At 52.1% G+C, this 16,432-nt stretch carries 17 protein-coding genes; 10 read left to right on the top strand and 7 right to left on the bottom strand.

The annotated features are described in order from the left end of the window. The 5 genes from dcyD to OH663_RS03845 all read right to left on the bottom strand — a co-directional run bounded on the left by dcyD (position 1) and on the right by OH663_RS03845 (position 5,016). Positions 1-987 (bottom strand): D-cysteine desulfhydrase, encoded by a 987-nt coding sequence (dcyD, locus tag OH663_RS03865; protein WP_048221233.1) that lies wholly within the window; start codon positions 985-987, stop codon positions 1-3. A gap of 166 nt (positions 988-1,153) precedes the next feature. Further along, entirely contained in the window at positions 1,154-1,954 is an 801-nt protein-coding gene (tcyJ, locus tag OH663_RS03860) for a cystine ABC transporter substrate-binding protein (RefSeq protein WP_045444291.1), read from the bottom strand. Positions 1,955-2,054: 100 nt separating this feature from the next. Next, positions 2,055-2,606: a flagella biosynthesis regulatory protein FliZ gene (gene fliZ, locus OH663_RS03855; protein ID WP_045444294.1), complete on the bottom strand. Its 552-nt coding sequence runs from the start codon at positions 2,604-2,606 to the stop codon at positions 2,055-2,057. Between the two features lie 55 nt (positions 2,607-2,661). Continuing rightward, positions 2,662-3,381, bottom strand: a complete 720-nt coding sequence (locus OH663_RS03850) for an RNA polymerase sigma factor FliA (RefSeq protein WP_045444297.1) — start codon at positions 3,379-3,381, stop codon at positions 2,662-2,664. Positions 3,382-3,543: 162 nt separating this feature from the next. Further along, positions 3,544-5,016, bottom strand: coding sequence for a flagellin N-terminal helical domain-containing protein (locus tag OH663_RS03845; protein WP_200012806.1), 1,473 nt, complete (start codon positions 5,014-5,016; stop codon positions 3,544-3,546). 255 nt (positions 5,017-5,271) lie between these two features. Here OH663_RS03845 and fliD point away from each other — a divergent pair, with 255 nt between their 5' ends. The 4 genes from fliD (at position 5,272) to amyA (ending at position 9,028) form a co-directional block, all read left to right on the top strand. Then, positions 5,272-6,678, top strand: coding sequence for a flagellar filament capping protein FliD (gene fliD / locus OH663_RS03840; RefSeq protein WP_200012804.1), 1,407 nt, complete (start codon positions 5,272-5,274; stop codon positions 6,676-6,678). A gap of 15 nt (positions 6,679-6,693) precedes the next feature. Continuing rightward, positions 6,694-7,101: a flagellar export chaperone FliS gene (fliS, locus tag OH663_RS03835; protein ID WP_200012803.1), complete on the top strand. Its 408-nt coding sequence runs from the start codon at positions 6,694-6,696 to the stop codon at positions 7,099-7,101. Then, complete coding sequence (gene fliT / locus OH663_RS03830) at positions 7,101-7,469, top strand: flagella biosynthesis regulatory protein FliT (RefSeq protein WP_045444309.1); 369 nt, start codon at positions 7,101-7,103, stop codon at positions 7,467-7,469. Before fliS ends, fliT begins: the two co-directional genes overlap by 1 nt. Before the next feature lie 71 nt (positions 7,470-7,540). Next, complete coding sequence (amyA, locus tag OH663_RS03825; RefSeq protein ID WP_048221227.1) at positions 7,541-9,028, top strand: alpha-amylase; 1,488 nt, start codon at positions 7,541-7,543, stop codon at positions 9,026-9,028. Positions 9,029-9,067: 39 nt separating this feature from the next. On the opposite strand, the gene yedD is transcribed toward amyA, so the two are convergent. Further along, entirely contained in the window at positions 9,068-9,481 is a 414-nt protein-coding gene (yedD, locus tag OH663_RS03820) for a lipoprotein YedD (protein WP_045444315.1), read from the bottom strand. A gap of 185 nt (positions 9,482-9,666) precedes the next feature. On the opposite strand from yedD, the gene yedE reads away from it, so the two are divergent. Next, positions 9,667-10,872: a selenium metabolism membrane protein YedE/FdhT gene (gene yedE / locus OH663_RS03815; RefSeq protein ID WP_048221225.1), complete on the top strand. Its 1,206-nt coding sequence runs from the start codon at positions 9,667-9,669 to the stop codon at positions 10,870-10,872. After that, the gene (yedF, locus tag OH663_RS03810) at positions 10,869-11,102 is read left to right on the top strand and encodes a sulfurtransferase-like selenium metabolism protein YedF (RefSeq protein ID WP_000790504.1); all 234 of its coding nucleotides are present in this window, start codon (positions 10,869-10,871) and stop codon (positions 11,100-11,102) included. Before yedE ends, yedF begins: the two co-directional genes overlap by 4 nt. Before the next feature lie 45 nt (positions 11,103-11,147). Here yedF and fliE read toward each other — a convergent pair whose 3' ends face one another. After that, complete coding sequence (fliE, locus tag OH663_RS03805; protein WP_045444321.1) at positions 11,148-11,462, bottom strand: flagellar hook-basal body complex protein FliE; 315 nt, start codon at positions 11,460-11,462, stop codon at positions 11,148-11,150. 216 nt (positions 11,463-11,678) lie between these two features. On the opposite strand from fliE, the gene fliF reads away from it, so the two are divergent. The 4 genes from fliF to fliI are packed head-to-tail and all read left to right on the top strand — an operon-like array spanning position 11,679 to position 16,416. Then, positions 11,679-13,358 carry a flagellar basal-body MS-ring/collar protein FliF gene (gene fliF, locus OH663_RS03800; protein WP_200012802.1) on the top strand — a complete coding sequence of 560 codons (1,680 nt, stop codon included), beginning with the start codon at positions 11,679-11,681 and terminating at the stop codon, positions 13,356-13,358. Next, complete coding sequence (fliG, locus tag OH663_RS03795; RefSeq protein WP_045444327.1) at positions 13,351-14,346, top strand: flagellar motor switch protein FliG; 996 nt, start codon at positions 13,351-13,353, stop codon at positions 14,344-14,346. Before fliF ends, fliG begins: the two co-directional genes overlap by 8 nt. After that, positions 14,339-15,046 (top strand): flagellar assembly protein FliH, encoded by a 708-nt coding sequence (gene fliH, locus OH663_RS03790; protein ID WP_045444329.1) that lies wholly within the window; start codon positions 14,339-14,341, stop codon positions 15,044-15,046. Before fliG ends, fliH begins: the two co-directional genes overlap by 8 nt. Then, positions 15,046-16,416, top strand: a complete 1,371-nt coding sequence (gene fliI, locus OH663_RS03785) for a flagellar protein export ATPase FliI (protein WP_045444331.1) — start codon at positions 15,046-15,048, stop codon at positions 16,414-16,416. Before fliH ends, fliI begins: the two co-directional genes overlap by 1 nt. Positions 16,417-16,432 lie beyond the last annotated feature (16 nt).

Genomic DNA, 16,432 nt, shown 5'->3' with positions numbered 1-16,432 from the left:
TTACACATGAGGATGGTAGGCAAACAGCGCAGGCGCCCCACCGGTATGAATAAAGAGAATTGGCCCTTCATCTTTAAAGCGTTTCTGGCTGATGCCGTCGATTAATCCTGCCATCGCTTTACCGGTATAGACCGGATCTAACAAGATACCTTCCAGACGCGCTAACAGTTTTACCGCTTCCATGCCTTCTTCATTTGGCATACCGTAGCCCGGCGCAAAATACTCATCCCACAACAGAATATCTGCCGCAGCCGTCAGTTCCAGTTCACTGGCAATAGCCTGTTGAAGTGCAACAACTTTAGGCTTTTGATCGGCTACACTGCGCGATACGGTCACCCCAATCAGCTCAACGCCTGGCATCAGTTGTTCCAGGCCAACGGCCAGACCGGCATGCGTTCCCGCGCTGCCTGATGCTACCACGACAGAAGAGAGCTCAACCGCGCCCTCACACTGTTGAGCAATTTCCAGCGCGCTTTCAACATAGCCCAATGCACCAAGCGCATTTGAACCGCCGACCGGGATCACATACGGACGAAACCCTTGAGCCTCAATGCGTGTCGCCAGTTCCTGGAGCTGCGCGTTCGGGTCAGTCAGCGCATCACACATTTCAATCTGGGTATTGAACAGATCTAACAGCAGGCGGTTACCGTTACTGAGATAGTTTTCAGCAGTTGTGCCAATCGGGTTTTCCAGCAGCGCCACGCAATGTAGACCCAGCTTCGCCGCCACCGCCGCCGTCTGGCGAACGTGGTTAGACTGAATGGCGCCCGCGGTTATCAGCGTATCTGCGCCTTCACGCAGCGCGTCCGCCGCCAGAAACTCCAGCTTGCGCAGCTTATTGCCGCCCATTGCCATCGGCGTGACGTCATCACGTTTAATGAAAATATCGCGTCCGAGATAATCGGAAAAACGCGGGAGATATTCGAGCGGCGTTGGTGCGCCAATAAATTCCAGACGCGGAAAGCGCGTTAAGTTATGCAGTGGCATAGAGCCTCCGGTATTGACTCGTTGTCTTTCGGGCCGCACGTACATTGGCTGCAACCCAAAATCCATTGAGCAGACGTTGTTGTGATGTTCTTTTTATTATGCACATTAAGGCGCTGTGAAATAAAAAAAGGCGCTGTTAAAGGCGCCTTTTTTATTCGGGTGACGATTATTTCGTCACATCCGCCCCAAACCATTTCTCAGAGAGGGCTTTCAGCGTACCGTCTTTCTGCATATCCGCAATTGCTGCATCCACTGCTTTCAGCAGATCTTCGTTGCCTTTACGCAGCGCCACGCCAGACTCCTGACGGGAGAAGGCTTCACCGGTTACAGCCAGCGTGTCTTTGGTTTTCTTAACCAGATCCAACGCAGCCAGACGGTCAACCAGAATGGCGTCAATACGGCCTACGCGCAAATCCTGGTATTTAGTCGGATCGTCATCATAGGTGCGGATATCTACGCCCTGTACGTTCTGGCGCAGCCACTCTTCATAGTTGGTTCCCAGACCGACGCCAACTTTTTTACCTTTCAGATCAGCAGCGGTCTTAATAACGCCTTCATTTCCTTTTTTCACCAGCGCCTGGATACCGGAAACAGTATACGGGGTAGAGAAATCATATTTTTTCTTACGTTCGTCAGAGATGGTCACCTGGTTGATGACGACATCAATGCGCTTTGAATCAAGTGATGCCAGCATGCCATCCCATTTGGTCGGCTTCAGCGAGGCCTGAACCCCAAGGTGCTTTGCCAGTTCCTGGGCAAATTCCACCTCAAAACCGGTCAACTTGCCGTCATCACCCTGAAAACTAAACGGGGGATAGGTCCCTTCAAGACCCACCAGCAGCGTGCCGCGCTCTTTCACTTTATTTAACAGACCTTCATCCGCATAAGTCTTTACACTCATTCCGGCGACAAGTGCAACAGCCATTACACCCATCAGAGCCTGACGTCCCAGAAGTGCTAATTTCATAGTTACCCCGAATATTGTCATTAGTGACTGCTATTTATGAGCATAGTGTAAAGCGTTTGCCGTGATCCACAAACACGACTCTGTTACACCTTATTCGTTTTTAATATATATCAGAACTGGCTGTCCAGGAGGATTTCTGCATATGTCCCATATGCGTATGGGCTTTAAACTGCTCATATTTACGCAGCGCAATGCGGTAATTGTTAGTACTGGTTTGCGGTAACCACGGGGCGAGGTTTTCGTCGAGGAATCCTTCCTGCAGCAGGTCATGGGAGATATTCTGCTCGGTCAGATGATTGCCGAGGCGACGCAGGCGAACGACATATTCGCGTACCGTACCGTGGCTCATCTCGGTTTGCTCAAACAAAAATTGTTTAAAGCCGATGATGTCAAAAAAGTCGCTTTGTTCTTTGCAATGCAAATCACCGCAAAAACGGCATAACGCCACCCACTCTTTTTTTTCCTGCTCCCAGGCGGCGTCATCCATCAGCGTATCCAGGCGGGCGATAGCGATTTTATTCACAATCTGTCCCCGGCGGACCAACGTGATCCTGTCGAGTAACTTAAAGCAATGGGCGCAATGCGTCTGGCTGTGTTTGAAATCTTTGAGGTAGCGGCTTAGAGGCCGTCTTTTTGATTGCTGCACCGTCATGATAACTCCTGGTAGTCAATACGTTATGCGGCATTGTTCAGGGGTAAAATTACCCCTATAGCTTACCCAGTTTGGTGCGTAGACGTTTGATAGCCTGGCTGTGCAACTGACTGACCCGTGATTCGCCCACTTCCAGAACAGCACCAATCTCTTTCAGATTCAGCTCTTCCTGGTAGTACAGCGTCAACACCAGTTTCTCGCGCTCCGGCAACGCGTCAATCGCGTCCATCACGCGCTGGCGCAAGTTCCCCTCAAGAAGCTGTTGTAACGGGTTTTCCTGCTGGTGCTCTTCGGTCACCAGCTCAATACTATCGCCATGCTCTTCCCGCCACTCATCGTATGAGAAGAGTTGGCTGTTATTGGTATCAAGCAACATCTGACGATACTCTTGCACAGGAATAGCCAGACGCTCCGCCACTTCGGTTTCCGTCGCGTTGCGCCCTAATTCCTGCTCCAGTTGCCCCATCGCCTGTGCCACTTCGCGAGCATTGCGCCGGACACTACGCGGCACCCAATCCCGGCTGCGTAGTTCGTCCAGCATAGCTCCACGAATACGCTGCACTGCGTAAGTGGTAAATGCCGTTCCTTGCAAAGCGTCATATCGGTCAACTGCATTCAATAACCCGATGCCGCCCGCTTGTAGCAGGTCATCCAGTTCTACGCTCGCCGGCAAGCGCACCTGAAGGCGCAATGCTTCGTGACGCACCAACGGTACATAACGCTGCCACAGCGAGTGTTTATCCATTACACCTTCAGCGGTATACAGTGAATTCACGATAAACAGCCCTGCGTTAAATGAGTTATCGGCATGATTATCCGTTTCTGCAGGGGTTTTAATCGGGTGAATAGTGGGTGAAATGAGGGGTTATTTGGGGGTTACGGGTAAAGCTGAATGTAAAAAACCCCGCCGTAGCGGGGTTTGCGCGATAAGTGTAAATTAACGCAGCAGAGACAGAACGTTCTGCGGAACCTGGTTGGCCTGAGCCAGTACAGAAGTACCTGCCTGCTGCAGGATCTGTGCTTTAGACATGTTGGACACTTCGGTCGCATAGTCAGCATCTTCGATACGGCTACGAGCAGAAGTCAGGTTGTTAACGGTGTTACCCAGGTTGGTGATAGTGGAATCGAAACGGTTCTGAACCGCACCGAGATCACCACGTAAGGTATCAACCTGAGCAATTGCTTTATCTAATACATCTAACTGGTTACGCGTAGCTTCACTGGCTTTATCCTGCTCAACAAGTTTAGCGTTAGCAGTACCTGCATTCTGAACAAAAATCTGTTGAGTTCCGCCTGCATTGGATACATTGCCAGCCGAGTCTACTTTGTAATCAACAGCTCCGACTTTTAAATCTCCGCCAGTAAGGCTAGCCTTCTGTTGAACCAGATCAGATTCTTTTGCTGCAACGTTAGTTCCGTGCGTAGTCAGTTTTTTAGAGCCAGCAGCACCTTCTTCATAAAGAGCCCCACCAGCGACAGTCAACGTTGCATCTTTACCGGTAGCATCTGTAGACCCATCGACAGTTAACGTAATCTCTTTGCCATCAATTGATGCTTTGAAGCTACCATTTCCGTTTGAATCAGTATCACCTGCTGCTTTCCAGGTCGTCCCCATCCAGGTAAAGCTATTTCCTTGTTTTACATCTTTTGCTGCAACTGCAACGTCTTTAGCGCTAGCTACTTTATCTATAGCAGTATTCTTATCAGCAGCAATTAATGTTCCTGAAGAAGCGCCAATAAATACCGCCTTGTCATCAGCTGCCGTTGTGACTTCCCCGGTTGCAACATTAACATTATATCCAGTTGTTCCCAACTTATAGTCTTTTGAACCACTGGCACCGAAATCTTTTATCAACTGATCGGACGTTGCGGCTTTGTCGCCCGTAACACGAAAACCATTAAGACCTAAGGTTCCGCTGGTGATCTCTTTAAGATTAATGGAAATGCTTTCGTTATCATTTGCACCAACCTGAATTTTCAGGGTGTTATCTTGAGCCAGAACTTTCACACCGTTAAACTGGGTTTGACCAGATACACGGTCAATCTCAGCAAGACGCTGAGTAATTTCTGCCTGGATAGAGTCCAGATCGGAATCTGAGTTAGAACCGTTGGAGGCCTGAACAGACAGTTCACGTACACGCTGCAGGTTGTTGTTGATTTCATTCAACGCGCCCTCAGTGGTCTGCGCGATGGAGATACCATCATTAGCGTTACGGGAAGCCTGAGTCAGACCTTTAATGTTAGAGGTGAAGCGGTTAGCAATCGCCTGACCTGCTGCATCGTCCTTCGCACTGTTGATACGCAGACCGGAGGACAGACGCTCGATTGCGGAACTCAGGGAAGACTGAGATTTGTTCAGGTTATTCTGGGTCAACAGCGACAGGCTGTTAGTATTGATGACTTGTGCCATGATCTTTTCCTTATCAATTACAACTTGATGTTATTGGGCTGTTGCCCACGGTTTCTCACCGTAACCCATGTATCGGCACGTTAATTTCGAACTTTAGATAATTTTCACTTTCCGCCCTCTTTTTTCTTAGCCTCTGAAATACCCTCTTTAATTGCCACTATTCTGCGCATTATTTTCGCAAAACTATTATTAAACTTTGCGCGCAGATTGCCGATAAACCGCTTAACTACTGTTTGCAATCACAAGGAATTAGGCATGCCTTCATTTACATCACTGGGCGTCGGCTCAAACTTACCGCTGGATACATTGCTGACAAACCTGACTACTGCTGAAAAAAAACGTTTAACTCCAATTACTCAGCAGCAGAGTGCCAATACTGCACGTTTGACGGCCTACGGCACGCTAAAAAGCGCGCTGGAAAAATTCCAGACAGCGAATACTACGCTAAACAGTGCCGACCTGTTTAAAAGCACCACTGTAACCAGTAGTACTGAAGACCTTAAGGTATCAACATCTGCTGGTGCAGCGCCCGGAACCTATACCGTGAGCGTCAAACAGCTGGCGCAAGCGCAATCATTGAGCACCAAATCAGGTATCAGTTCTACGAAGGATGTCCTTGGCGATACATCTTCTGATAGCCGCACGATCAAAATTGAACAAAAAGGTCGTGAAAAGCCTTTGGAAATTAAACTCACCAAAGACCAGACATCACTGGAAGGGATCCGTGATGCCATCAACGACGCAGACAGCGGTATTTCTGCCAGTATTGTAAAAGTAAAAGAAAATGATTATCAGTTGGTATTGACGGCAGACAGCGGTACAGATAATCAGATGACTATTTCAGTATCTGGCGACAGTAAACTGAATGATTTACTGGCCTTTGACAGCACTGCTGGCAGCGGCAGTATGAAACAGTTGGTGGGTGCCAAAAATGCGCAGTTAACAGTCAACGGCATCGATATTGAACGCCCCAGTAACACCATTACCGATGCCCCACAAGGTGTGACGCTGAATCTGACCAAAGAAGTGACCGATGCGCGCATTACTGTCACCAAGAGCAACGATAAAGCCACTGAAGCGATTAAAGGCTGGGTTGATGCCTATAACTCACTGCTGGATACCTTCTCTACGCTGACCAAATACACTGAGGTGGATCCAGGTGCCGAAACCCAAGATACGAATAATGGCGCACTGCTTGGCGACAGCGCCGTACGTACTATCCAGACAGGGATCCGCGCGCAGTTTTCTAACGGTGCCAATGACGGTGCGTTCAAAACGTTGGGTGAAATCGGTATTACCACCGACGGTACCTCAGGCAAGTTGAAAATTGACGACGCCAAGCTGAAAAAAGCGCTGGAGGATAACACGGCTGCCACTCGTCAGTTGCTGGTTGGCGATGGCAAAGAAACCGGAATTACCACCAAAATCGCTACCGAAGTGAAAAGCTATCTGGCTGATGACGGCATCATCGACAGCGCCCAGGACAATATCAACGCCACGCTGAAAAAACTGACCAAACAGTATCTGGCAGTGAGTAATAGCATTGACGATACCGTCGCACGCTATAAAGCACAGTTTACGCAACTGGACTCAATGATGAGCAAACTGAACAATACCAGTACCTACCTGGGCCAACAATTTACTGCAATGAGTAACTCCTGATAACACGAGGTAAGTATGTATACCGCGAGCGGTACCAAAGCCTATGCACAGGTCAGCGTGGAAAGCGCCGTAATGAGCGCCAGTCCGCATCAGCTGATTGAAATGTTGTTTGACGGCGCAAACAGCGCCCTGGTGCGCGCTCGCCTGTTTATGCAGCAGGGCGATATTGTCGCCAAAGGCGAGGCACTCAGTAAAGCCATTAATATTATTGATAATGGTCTGAAAGCTGGTCTGGATCAGGACAATGGCGGCGAAGTGGCAACTAATCTGTCTGCGCTGTACGACTACATGATCCGCCGTTTGCTGCAAGCTAATTTGCGCAATGATTGCCAGGCCATTGAAGAAGTCGAAGGGTTACTCGGCAACATCGCGGAAGCCTGGAAGCAGATCTCACCAAAAGCGTCGTCCCAGGAGTCCCGTTAATGACCTCAGCCGTGGAGTTTATCAACCGTTGGCAGCGCATCGCGCTACTCAGTCACTCGCTGCTGGAACTGGCGCAGCGCGGTGAATGGGACCTTTTACTGGAACAGGAAGTTAGCTATCTGCAAAGTATTGAAGTGGTCATGGAAGAAAAAACTCCACCAGGCATTACGCGAAGCGTTCAGGATCTGGTTGCCGGGTATATTAAACAGACGCTGGATAACGAACAGTTACTCAAAGCATTGCTGCAACAGCGGCTGGATGAACTCAGCGGTCTGATCGGTCAGTCAACCCGTCAGAAGACGCTGAATAACGCCTATGGTCGTCTTTCTGGCATGCTGTTGGTTCCCGACGCTCCAACCACCCCATAATAATTTCCCGTCTCGCCTGAATAATCTTCCATACTCCAGAGGTCGGCCAATCGACTTCTGGAGCACGGAAGATGAAAAATCCCACGTTATTGCAGTACTTCCACTGGTATTACCCTGATGGTGGTCACCTGTGGTCCGAACTTGCCGCACGCGCTGGCGGACTCAATGATATCGGCATCAATATGGTATGGCTTCCGCCCGCCTATAAAGGCGCTTCAGGCGGGTATTCTGTCGGTTACGACTCTTACGATCTGTTTGATCTGGGCGAGTTCGATCAAAAAGGCACCATCGCCACTAAATACGGCGATAAAAACCAACTGCTGGCGGCAATAGATGCGCTGAAACACAACGATATTGCCGTCCTGCTGGACGTGGTGGTAAACCACAAAATGGGCGCGGATGAGAAAGAAGCAATCCGTGTCCAGCGCGTTAACGCCGAGGACCGCACGCAAATTGACGACGAGATCGTCGAATGTGAAGGCTGGACACGCTACACCTTCCCTGCCCGCGCGGGTCAGTATTCTCAATTCATCTGGGACTTTAAATGCTTCAGCGGCATCGATCACATCGAAAACCCGACCGAGGATGGCATTTTCAAAATCGTTAATGATTACACCGGTGAAGGCTGGAACGATCAGGTTGATGATGAATTAGGCAATTTTGACTATCTGATGGGCGAGAATATCGATTTCCGTAACCATGCCGTGACCGAAGAGCTCAAATACTGGGCACGTTGGGTGATGGATCAAACACATTGTGACGGCTTTCGCCTCGATGCGGTGAAGCACATTCCAGCCTGGTTTTATAAGGAGTGGATCGAACACGTGCAAGAGGTTGCGCCAAAGCCGCTGTTTATTGTCGCTGAATACTGGTCTCACGAAGTAGACAAACTACAAACCTATATCAACCAGGTGGAGGGGAAAACCATGCTTTTCGATGCCCCTTTGCAAATGAAGTTTCATGAAGCGTCCCGTCAGGGCCGCGATTATGATATGAGCCAGATATTCACCGACACGCTGGTTGAGGCCGACCCATTCCATGCGGTGACGTTAGTCGCCAATCACGATACCCAGCCGTTACAGGCGCTGGAAGCCCCCGTCGAACCCTGGTTTAAACCGTTGGCCTACGCGCTGATCCTGCTGCGAGAAAATGGTGTACCGTCGGTTTTCTATCCCGATTTATACGGCGCGCACTACGAAGACACCGGAGGCGATGGCGAAACCTATCCTATCGACATGCCAATCATTGAACAGCTTGATGAGCTAATCCTGGCCCGCCAGCGCTTCGCCCATGGCATACAAACGTTGTATTTTGATCACCCCAACTGTATTGCTTTTAGCCGGAGCGGCACAGACGATGATCCGGGCTGCGTGGTAGTGCTGTCCAACGGTGATGATGGTGAAAAGACCATCGCGCTCGGCGTGAATTACGCCAATAAAACCTGGCGTGACTATCTGGGCAATCGAGAAGAAAGTGTGGTGACAGACGAAAATGGCGAGGCGACGTTTTTCTGCAATGGCGGCAGCGTTAGCGTATGGGTGATTGAAGAGGTGTTGTAATGCACAACCCCGGTGGCGCGGGCTACCGGGGCACAAAGCTTATGGCAGCGGTGTAGCCAGTGGCGTTTTCTTTAACACCTCAGCACACTCCTGCGTTGGGCGATCAACTCGTTGCAGCGTCATGCCGTCGTATTCCAGCGTATTGCCTTCGCGGTCAATTTCATACAGCTCGCGCTTCGCCGTCACGTTGGTGAGATCGCCGGAGATCATTGTCAATTTCCCCGGAACGGCAATCACCCGCTGCCACTGGCGACAATCCAGCGTATCCCCCTCTTTAGTGACCACCAGACTGGCGATGGCTTCCGGACTCACCAGCGCACGCTGCGGACCTTTTGACTGCCAGTACCCTTCCAGACCGGCGGGGGCTGGCGTTTTCACCACGTCGTTATAATTTTCTACCTCGGCGCATCCGGCAAGGGCCAGCAACGCACCAATGATTGCTAATTTTTTCATCATTCATCCTGCATGCGAAGAAAGTGGGATTGTGGCATTAAACCCCTGATGTCGCCAGCCTTTCGGGTGTGCGGATAAATATTGATCCAGGCAATAATACTTCTTATTACTAATAGTCAAAAATTCTGAACGGTGTAGTATCCACAACTCTTGTTAAATACCTTCTGAGTTCAGAGGCAAAACGCATGTCATGGCAACACTTCAAACAGGCCTGGTTAATTAAATTTTGGGCCCCTGCCCCTGCGGTCATCGCGGCGGGTATTCTCTCCACTTACTATTTCGGCATTACGGGTACCTTCTGGGCCGTTACCGGTGAATTCACCCGCTGGGGTGGTCAAATCCTGCAACTGTTTGGCATTCACGCCGAAGAGTGGGGATACTACAAACTGATCCACCTCGAAGGCTCTCCGCTGACCCGCATCGACGGGATGATGATCCTCGGTATGTTCGGTGGCTGCTTTGCCGCCGCGCTGTGGGCCAACAACGTTAAATTACGCATGCCTCGTAGCCGGGTACGTATTATGCAGGCGATTATCGGTGGGATGATTGCCGGTTTCGGCGCACGTCTGGCCATGGGTTGTAACCTTGCTGCGTTTTTCACCGGTATTCCGCAGTTCTCATTGCATGCCTGGTTCTTCGCACTGGCTACGGCGATTGGTTCATGGTTCGGCGCGCGCTTTACCCTGTTACCAATGTTTCGTATTCCGGTCAAAATGCAGAAAGTGTCCGCGGCATCACCGTTAACGCAAAAACCAGAGCAGGCTCGTCGCCGCTTTCGCCTTGGTATGCTGGTGTTTATCGGCATGATCGGTTGGGCGCTGCTGACGGCAATGGATAAACCCAAACTCGGGCTTGCCATGCTGTTCGGTGTTGGTTTTGGCCTGCTGATTGAACGGGCGCAAATCTGTTTCACCTCGGCCTTCCGCGATCTGTGGATTTCCGGGCGCACCCATATGGCAAAAGCGATCATCTTCGGGATGGCGGTCAGCGCCATCGGTATTTTCAGCTATGTACAACTGGGCGTCGAGCCGAAGATCATGTGGGCAGGTCCCAACGCAGTGATCGGTGGCTTACTGTTTGGCTTTGGGATCGTGCTGGCTGGCGGCTGTGAAACTGGCTGGATGTACCGAGCAGTTGAGGGTCAGGTGCACTACTGGTGGGTCGGTCTGGGTAACGTTATCGGCTCTACCATTCTGGCGTACTACTGGGATGACTTTGCTCCTGCACTTGCCACCAGTTGGGATAAAGTGAATCTGCTTAATACCTTTGGTCCACTCGGTGGCCTGCTGGTGACTTATCTGCTGTTGTTTGCCGCGCTGATGCTGATCATTGGCTGGGAAAAACGCTTCTTCCGCCGTGCCGGGCTGACGCCGGCTAAGGAATCCGCATGAAAAATATCGTCCCTGATTACCGCCTCGACATGGTTGGTGAACCGTGCCCATACCCGGCCGTTGCAACGCTGGAAGCGATGCCACAGTTGAAGAAAGGTGAAATTCTGGAAGTGGTGAGCGATTGCCCGCAGTCGATCAACAATATCCCACTGGATGCCCGTAATCACGGATATACAGTTCTGGATATTCAGCAGGATGGCCCAACGATTCGCTATCTGATTCAGAAGTAGATAGACACTCCCGTTGCGTCGTGCAGCGGGAGATTTTTCAGCTCACTACACCTGCATGCTCATCACTTCCTGGTACGCCGATACCAGTTTGTTTCGCACCTGAATGCCCATTTGCATTGAGACCGACGCTTTTTGCATATCGGTCATCACATCATTCAACGCAATACCGGGTTCGCCCAGAGTAAATTTTTCTGCCTGCACGCGAGAGGCAGTTTGCACATCGCTGATTCGGTCTAACGCCGCATGCAGCTGACCGGCAAAGCTCACGGTTGGTTGTGGCTGCATATCCTGCATTTTCGCTGACGTCGCCGTGGCCTGTAGCTGGCTGATGACCCCTTCAATCCCCTGTATTGCCGACATACTGATCCCCTGGATGTTTTTTTACTTAGCAGAGATTACCAGCTCGTCAATAAGATAAAGGCGCTAAATAACGATAAAAAACCTCGGTTTTTGGCGCATAGAAAAATGAGAAACCGCAAATAATGAGACCGTCAATTTTTCGAGTTTGCTGACCCGGGAGTGAGTCTTGTTCCACTTTGCAAAAAACGCCGTCCACGATAATCCACGAGGTGCGAGATGAGTGCGACAGCATCGACTGCAACCCAACTTAAACCTCTCGAGTGGTTAAATCGCCTGCGCGCGAATCCCAGAATTCCTCTGATTGTGGCGGGTGCTGCCGCCGTCGCTATTATTGTGGCGATGGTCCTGTGGGCCAAAGCGCCTGATTACCGCACACTGTTCAGCAACCTTTCCGATCAGGACGGCGGCGCAATCGTCACCCAACTGACGCAGATGAACGTTCCCTATCGTTTCACCGAGGGAAGCGGCGCTATTGAAGTCCCTGCTGATAAAGTCCATGAACTGCGTTTGCGCCTGGCGCAGCAAGGCCTGCCGAAAGGTGGCGCGGTGGGCTTTGAGCTGCTGGATCAGGAAAAATTTGGCATCAGCCAGTTTAGCGAGCAAGTGAACTACCAGCGTGCGCTGGAAGGCGAGCTGGCCCGTACCATTGAAACTTTGGGACCGGTCAAACGCGCCCGTGTTCACCTGGCGATGCCAAAACCTTCGCTGTTCGTACGTGAGCAAAAATCACCTTCTGCCTCTGTCACCGTGAATCTTGAACCGGGACGGGCGCTTGATGAAGGTCAAATTAGCGCGGTAACACACCTGGTTTCCAGTGCCGTCGCGGGTTTGCCGCCTGGCAACGTCACGCTGGTCGATCAGGCGGGTCATCTGTTAACCCAGTCGAATACCAGCAGCCGCGATCTGAACGATGCGCAGTTGAAATATGCCAGCGATGTTGAAAGTCGTGTTCAGCGTCGCATTGAATCGATCCTGTCCCCTATCGTCGGTAACGGTAACGTCCACGCGCAGGTTACCGCACAGCTGGATTTTGCCAGCAAAGAGCAAACCGAAGAGCAGTACAGTCCGAACGGCGATGAGTCGCAGGCGGTACTGCGTTCACGTCAGTTGAACGTCAGCGAGCAGATAGGTAGTGGGTATCCTGGCGGAGTTCCAGGAGCGTTGTCTAATCAGCCAGCCCCGGCTAATACCGCACCAATCGCTACGCCACCGGCTAATCAGCAAAATGCACAGAATGCACAAACGACGCAGACGGCCAATAACGCCAACACTAGCCCGCGTAATACCCAGCGCAATGAGACCAGCAACTACGAAGTCGACCGTACCATTCGTCACACCAAGATGAATGTGGGCGATGTGCAACGCCTCTCCGTAGCGGTCGTGGTCAACTATAAAACGTTGCCGGATGGCAAGCCCCTGCCGTTAACCGCTGATCAGATGAAACAAATTGAGGACCTGACCCGCGAAGCTATGGGCTTCTCCGATAAACGCGGCGATACCCTCAACGTGGTGAATTCACCCTTCACGGCGACAGACGAAACAGGCGGAGAATTACCGTTCTGGCAGCAGCAGTCCTTTATTGAACAGCTGATAGTTGCCGGACGTTGGTTACTGGTTCTGCTGGTTGCCTGGATCCTGTGGCGTAAAGCAGTACGTCCGCAACTCCTGCGTCGCAGCGAAGAGGCGAAAGCCGCGAACGAGCAGACGCGAGTCCGTCAGGAAACCGAAGAAGCGGTAGAAGTTCGTCTCAGCAAAGATGAGCAGACCCAGCAACGTCGTACGAATCAGCGTCTGGGTGCAGAAGTCATGAGCCAGCGTATTCGCGAAATGTCAGATAACGATCCGCGCGTCGTGGCGCTGGTCATCCGCCAGTGGATAAATAACGAACATGAGTAATCTTAGCGGCACCGATAAAAGCGTCATTTTACTGATGACCATTGGCGAAGATCGCGCGGCTGAGGTGTTTAAGCACCTTTCCACGCGCGAAGTTCAGGCACTCAGTACGGCGATGGCCAATGTCCGGCAGATCTCCAATAAGCAATTGACGGATGTACTGGCCGAGTTTGAGCAAGAAGCAGAACAGTTCGCGGCGCTGAACATCAACGCTAACGAATACCTGCGTTCTGTCCTGGTGAAAGCGCTGGGCGAAGAACGTGCCTCCAGCCTGCTGGAAGATATTCTGGAAACTCGCGATACCACCAGCGGCATTGAAACGCTCAACTTTATGGAGCCACAAAGCGCCGCCGACCTTATCCGCGACGAACACCCGCAGATCATTGCCACTATTCTGGTACACCTCAAACGTGGTCAGGCTGCCGATATTCTGGCACTGTTTGACGAACGTTTACGCCACGATGTGATGCTGCGTATTGCCACCTTCGGCGGCGTGCAACCTGCCGCACTGGCTGAGCTGACCGAAGTACTGAACGGCCTGCTCGACGGTCAGAACCTCAAACGCAGCAAAATGGGCGGCGTGAGAACAGCAGCAGAAATTATCAACCTGATGAAAACACAGCAGGAAGAAGCAGTTATTACCGCCGTACGCGAATTCGACGGCGAGCTGGCGCAGAAAATTATCGACGAGATGTTCCTGTTCGAAAACCTGGTGGATGTCGACGATCGCAGCATCCAGCGTCTGCTGCAGGAAGTGGATTCCGAATCGCTGTTGATCGCTCTGAAAGGTGCCGAACAGCCGCTGCGCGAGAAGTTCCTGCGCAATATGTCGCAGCGTGCCGCCGATATCCTGCGCGACGACCTCGCCAACCGCGGTCCGGTACGTTTGTCTCAGGTGGAAAACGAACAGAAAGCTATTCTGCTTATTGTGCGTCGCCTGGCAGAAACCGGCGAAATGGTGATCGGCAGTGGCGAGGATACCTATGTCTAACGAACTGCCATGGAAAGTCTGGACACCGGACGATCTCGCACCGCCAATGGCGGAGTTTGTACTGGCCGAACACAGCGATGATCCGCTGTCCGAAGAGGCAGAAGAGCCACAGCTATCTGCTGAGCAGCAGCTTGAACAACAGCTGGCGCAGATGCAGCTCCAGGCCCATGAGCAGGGGTATAACGCCGGTCTGGCTGAAGGTCGACAGAAAGGACATGAGCAGGGTTATCAGGATGGTTTAGCACAGGGTCTGGAACAAGGTCAGAACCAGGCCCGCGCTCAGCATGCGCCGATTCATGCCCGCATGCAGCAACTGGTGAGCGAGTTTCAAAATACGCTGGATGCGCTGGACAGCGTGATCGCCTCACGCCTGATGCAGATGGCGCTGGAGGCAGCACGTCAGGTTATTGGTCAGACACCGATTGTCGATAACGCCGCGCTGATTAAACAAATCCAGCAGTTGTTACAACAAGAGCCGCTGTTCAGCGGTAAACCGCAGTTACGCGTACACCCGGACGATCTCCAGCGTGTAGAAGAGATGCTGGGCGCGACCCTTAGCCTGCACGGTTGGCGGCTACGCGGCGACCCTACTTTGCACCATGGCGGGTGCAAAGTGTCGGCCGACGAAGGCGATCTTGACGCCAGCGTTGCTACACGCTGGCAAGAACTTTGCCGCCTGGCAGCACCAGGAGTCGTGTAATGACAACGCGCCTGACTCGCTGGCTCAATACGCTGGATAACTTCGAAGAGAAAATGTCGCTGCTACCGTCTGTGCGTCGCTACGGACGCCTGACCCGTGCAACGGGGCTGGTACTGGAGGCTACAGGCTTACAACTGCCGCTGGGCGCAACCTGCGTCATTGAGCGTCAGGAAGGTACTGAAACTCAGGAAGTTGAAAGCGAGGTAGTGGGCTTTAACGGCCAACGGCTGTTTCTGATGCCGCTCGAAGAAGTTGAAGGCGTTCTGCCCGGTGCACGCGTTTACGCGAAAAACATTGCAGGTGAAGGACTGCAAAGCGGAAAACAATTGCCGCTTGGCCCGGCCCTGTTGGGGCGTGTTCTCGACGGCAGCGGTAAACCGCTCGATGGCCTGCCCGCTCCCGATACTACGGAAACCGGTGCGTTAATCACGCCACCATTTAACCCGCTGCAACGTACCGCAATTGAACACGTGCTGGATACCGGAGTGCGCCCCATCAATGCGCTGTTAACCGTTGGACGAGGTCAGCGTATGGGGCTTTTCGCCGGTTCCGGCGTCGGTAAAAGTGTCCTGCTCGGCATGATGGCACGTTACACCCAGGCCGATGTTATCGTCGTTGGCCTGATAGGCGAACGTGGTCGCGAAGTTAAAGACTTTATCGAAAATATTCTCGGGGCTGACGGTCGCGCACGCTCCGTGGTGATTGCTGCTCCGGCGGATGTGTCCCCGCTGTTGCGTATGCAGGGTGCCGCTTATGCCACACGCATTGCCGAAGATTTTCGCGATCGCGGTCAGCACGTGCTGCTGATTATGGATTCCCTCACCCGCTACGCGATGGCGCAGCGTGAGATTGCTCTGGCTATCGGCGAACCGCCCGCGACCAAAGGCTATCCGCCATCGGTGTTTGCGAAATTGCCTGCGCTGGTGGAACGTGCCGGGAACGGTATTCACGGCGGCGGTTCAGTTACCGCATTTTATACCGTACTGACCGAGGGCGATGACCAGCAGGATCCGATAGCCGACTCCGCCCGTGCGATCCTTGACGGACACATTGTCCTGTCTCGTCATCTGGCTGAAGCTGGCCACTATCCGGCAATAGATATCGAGGCGTCAATCAGCCGCGCAATGACCGCGCTCATCAGTGAAAAACACTATGCGCGGGTGCGTAACTTTAAACAGCTACTGTCCAGTTTCCAGCGTAACCGCGATTTAGTCAGCGTGGGCGCGTATGCCAAAGGCAGCGATCCGATGCTGGATAAAGCCATCGCCTTGTGGCCGCAACTGGAAGCATTTTTACAGCAAGGCATCTTTGAACGAGCCGACTGGGAAGACTCCCTGCAGGCTTTGGATCTGATTTTCCCTGGGGTGTGATAAAGCAGGAGAACAT

This window comes from Citrobacter sp. Marseille-Q5395 (genome assembly GCF_947057495.1).
Taxonomy (GTDB): domain Bacteria; phylum Pseudomonadota; class Gammaproteobacteria; order Enterobacterales; family Enterobacteriaceae; genus Citrobacter; species Citrobacter murliniae.
The sequence above is the reverse complement of the archived record's forward strand: the minus strand, read 5'-3'. Positions and strand labels throughout refer to the sequence as shown.

What these genes read in the sequence shown, in the direction of transcription:
- amyA (WP_048221227.1), top strand. Translation starts at nt 7,541, where the DNA reads ATGAAAAATCCCACGTTATTGCAGTACTTCCACTGGTATTACCCTGAT.
- OH663_RS03845 (WP_200012806.1), bottom strand. Translation starts at nt 5,016, where the DNA reads ATGGCACAAGTCATCAATACTAACAGCCTGTCGCTGTTGACCCAGAAT.
- yedF (WP_000790504.1), top strand. Translation starts at nt 10,869, where the DNA reads ATGAAAAATATCGTCCCTGATTACCGCCTCGACATGGTTGGTGAACCG.
- yedD (WP_045444315.1), bottom strand. Translation starts at nt 9,481, where the DNA reads ATGAAAAAATTAGCAATCATTGGTGCGTTGCTGGCCCTTGCCGGATGC.
- fliD (WP_200012804.1), top strand. Translation starts at nt 5,272, where the DNA reads ATGCCTTCATTTACATCACTGGGCGTCGGCTCAAACTTACCGCTGGAT.
- fliS (WP_200012803.1), top strand. Translation starts at nt 6,694, where the DNA reads ATGTATACCGCGAGCGGTACCAAAGCCTATGCACAGGTCAGCGTGGAA.
- fliZ (WP_045444294.1), bottom strand. Translation starts at nt 2,606, where the DNA reads ATGACGGTGCAGCAATCAAAAAGACGGCCTCTAAGCCGCTACCTCAAA.
- dcyD (WP_048221233.1), bottom strand. Translation starts at nt 987, where the DNA reads ATGCCACTGCATAACTTAACGCGCTTTCCGCGTCTGGAATTTATTGGC.
- tcyJ (WP_045444291.1), bottom strand. Translation starts at nt 1,954, where the DNA reads ATGAAATTAGCACTTCTGGGACGTCAGGCTCTGATGGGTGTAATGGCT.
- fliI (WP_045444331.1), top strand. Translation starts at nt 15,046, where the DNA reads ATGACAACGCGCCTGACTCGCTGGCTCAATACGCTGGATAACTTCGAA.
- yedE (WP_048221225.1), top strand. Translation starts at nt 9,667, where the DNA reads ATGTCATGGCAACACTTCAAACAGGCCTGGTTAATTAAATTTTGGGCC.
- fliF (WP_200012802.1), top strand. Translation starts at nt 11,679, where the DNA reads ATGAGTGCGACAGCATCGACTGCAACCCAACTTAAACCTCTCGAGTGG.
- fliE (WP_045444321.1), bottom strand. Translation starts at nt 11,462, where the DNA reads ATGTCGGCAATACAGGGGATTGAAGGGGTCATCAGCCAGCTACAGGCC.
- fliG (WP_045444327.1), top strand. Translation starts at nt 13,351, where the DNA reads ATGAGTAATCTTAGCGGCACCGATAAAAGCGTCATTTTACTGATGACC.
- fliT (WP_045444309.1), top strand. Translation starts at nt 7,101, where the DNA reads ATGACCTCAGCCGTGGAGTTTATCAACCGTTGGCAGCGCATCGCGCTA.
- fliH (WP_045444329.1), top strand. Translation starts at nt 14,339, where the DNA reads ATGTCTAACGAACTGCCATGGAAAGTCTGGACACCGGACGATCTCGCA.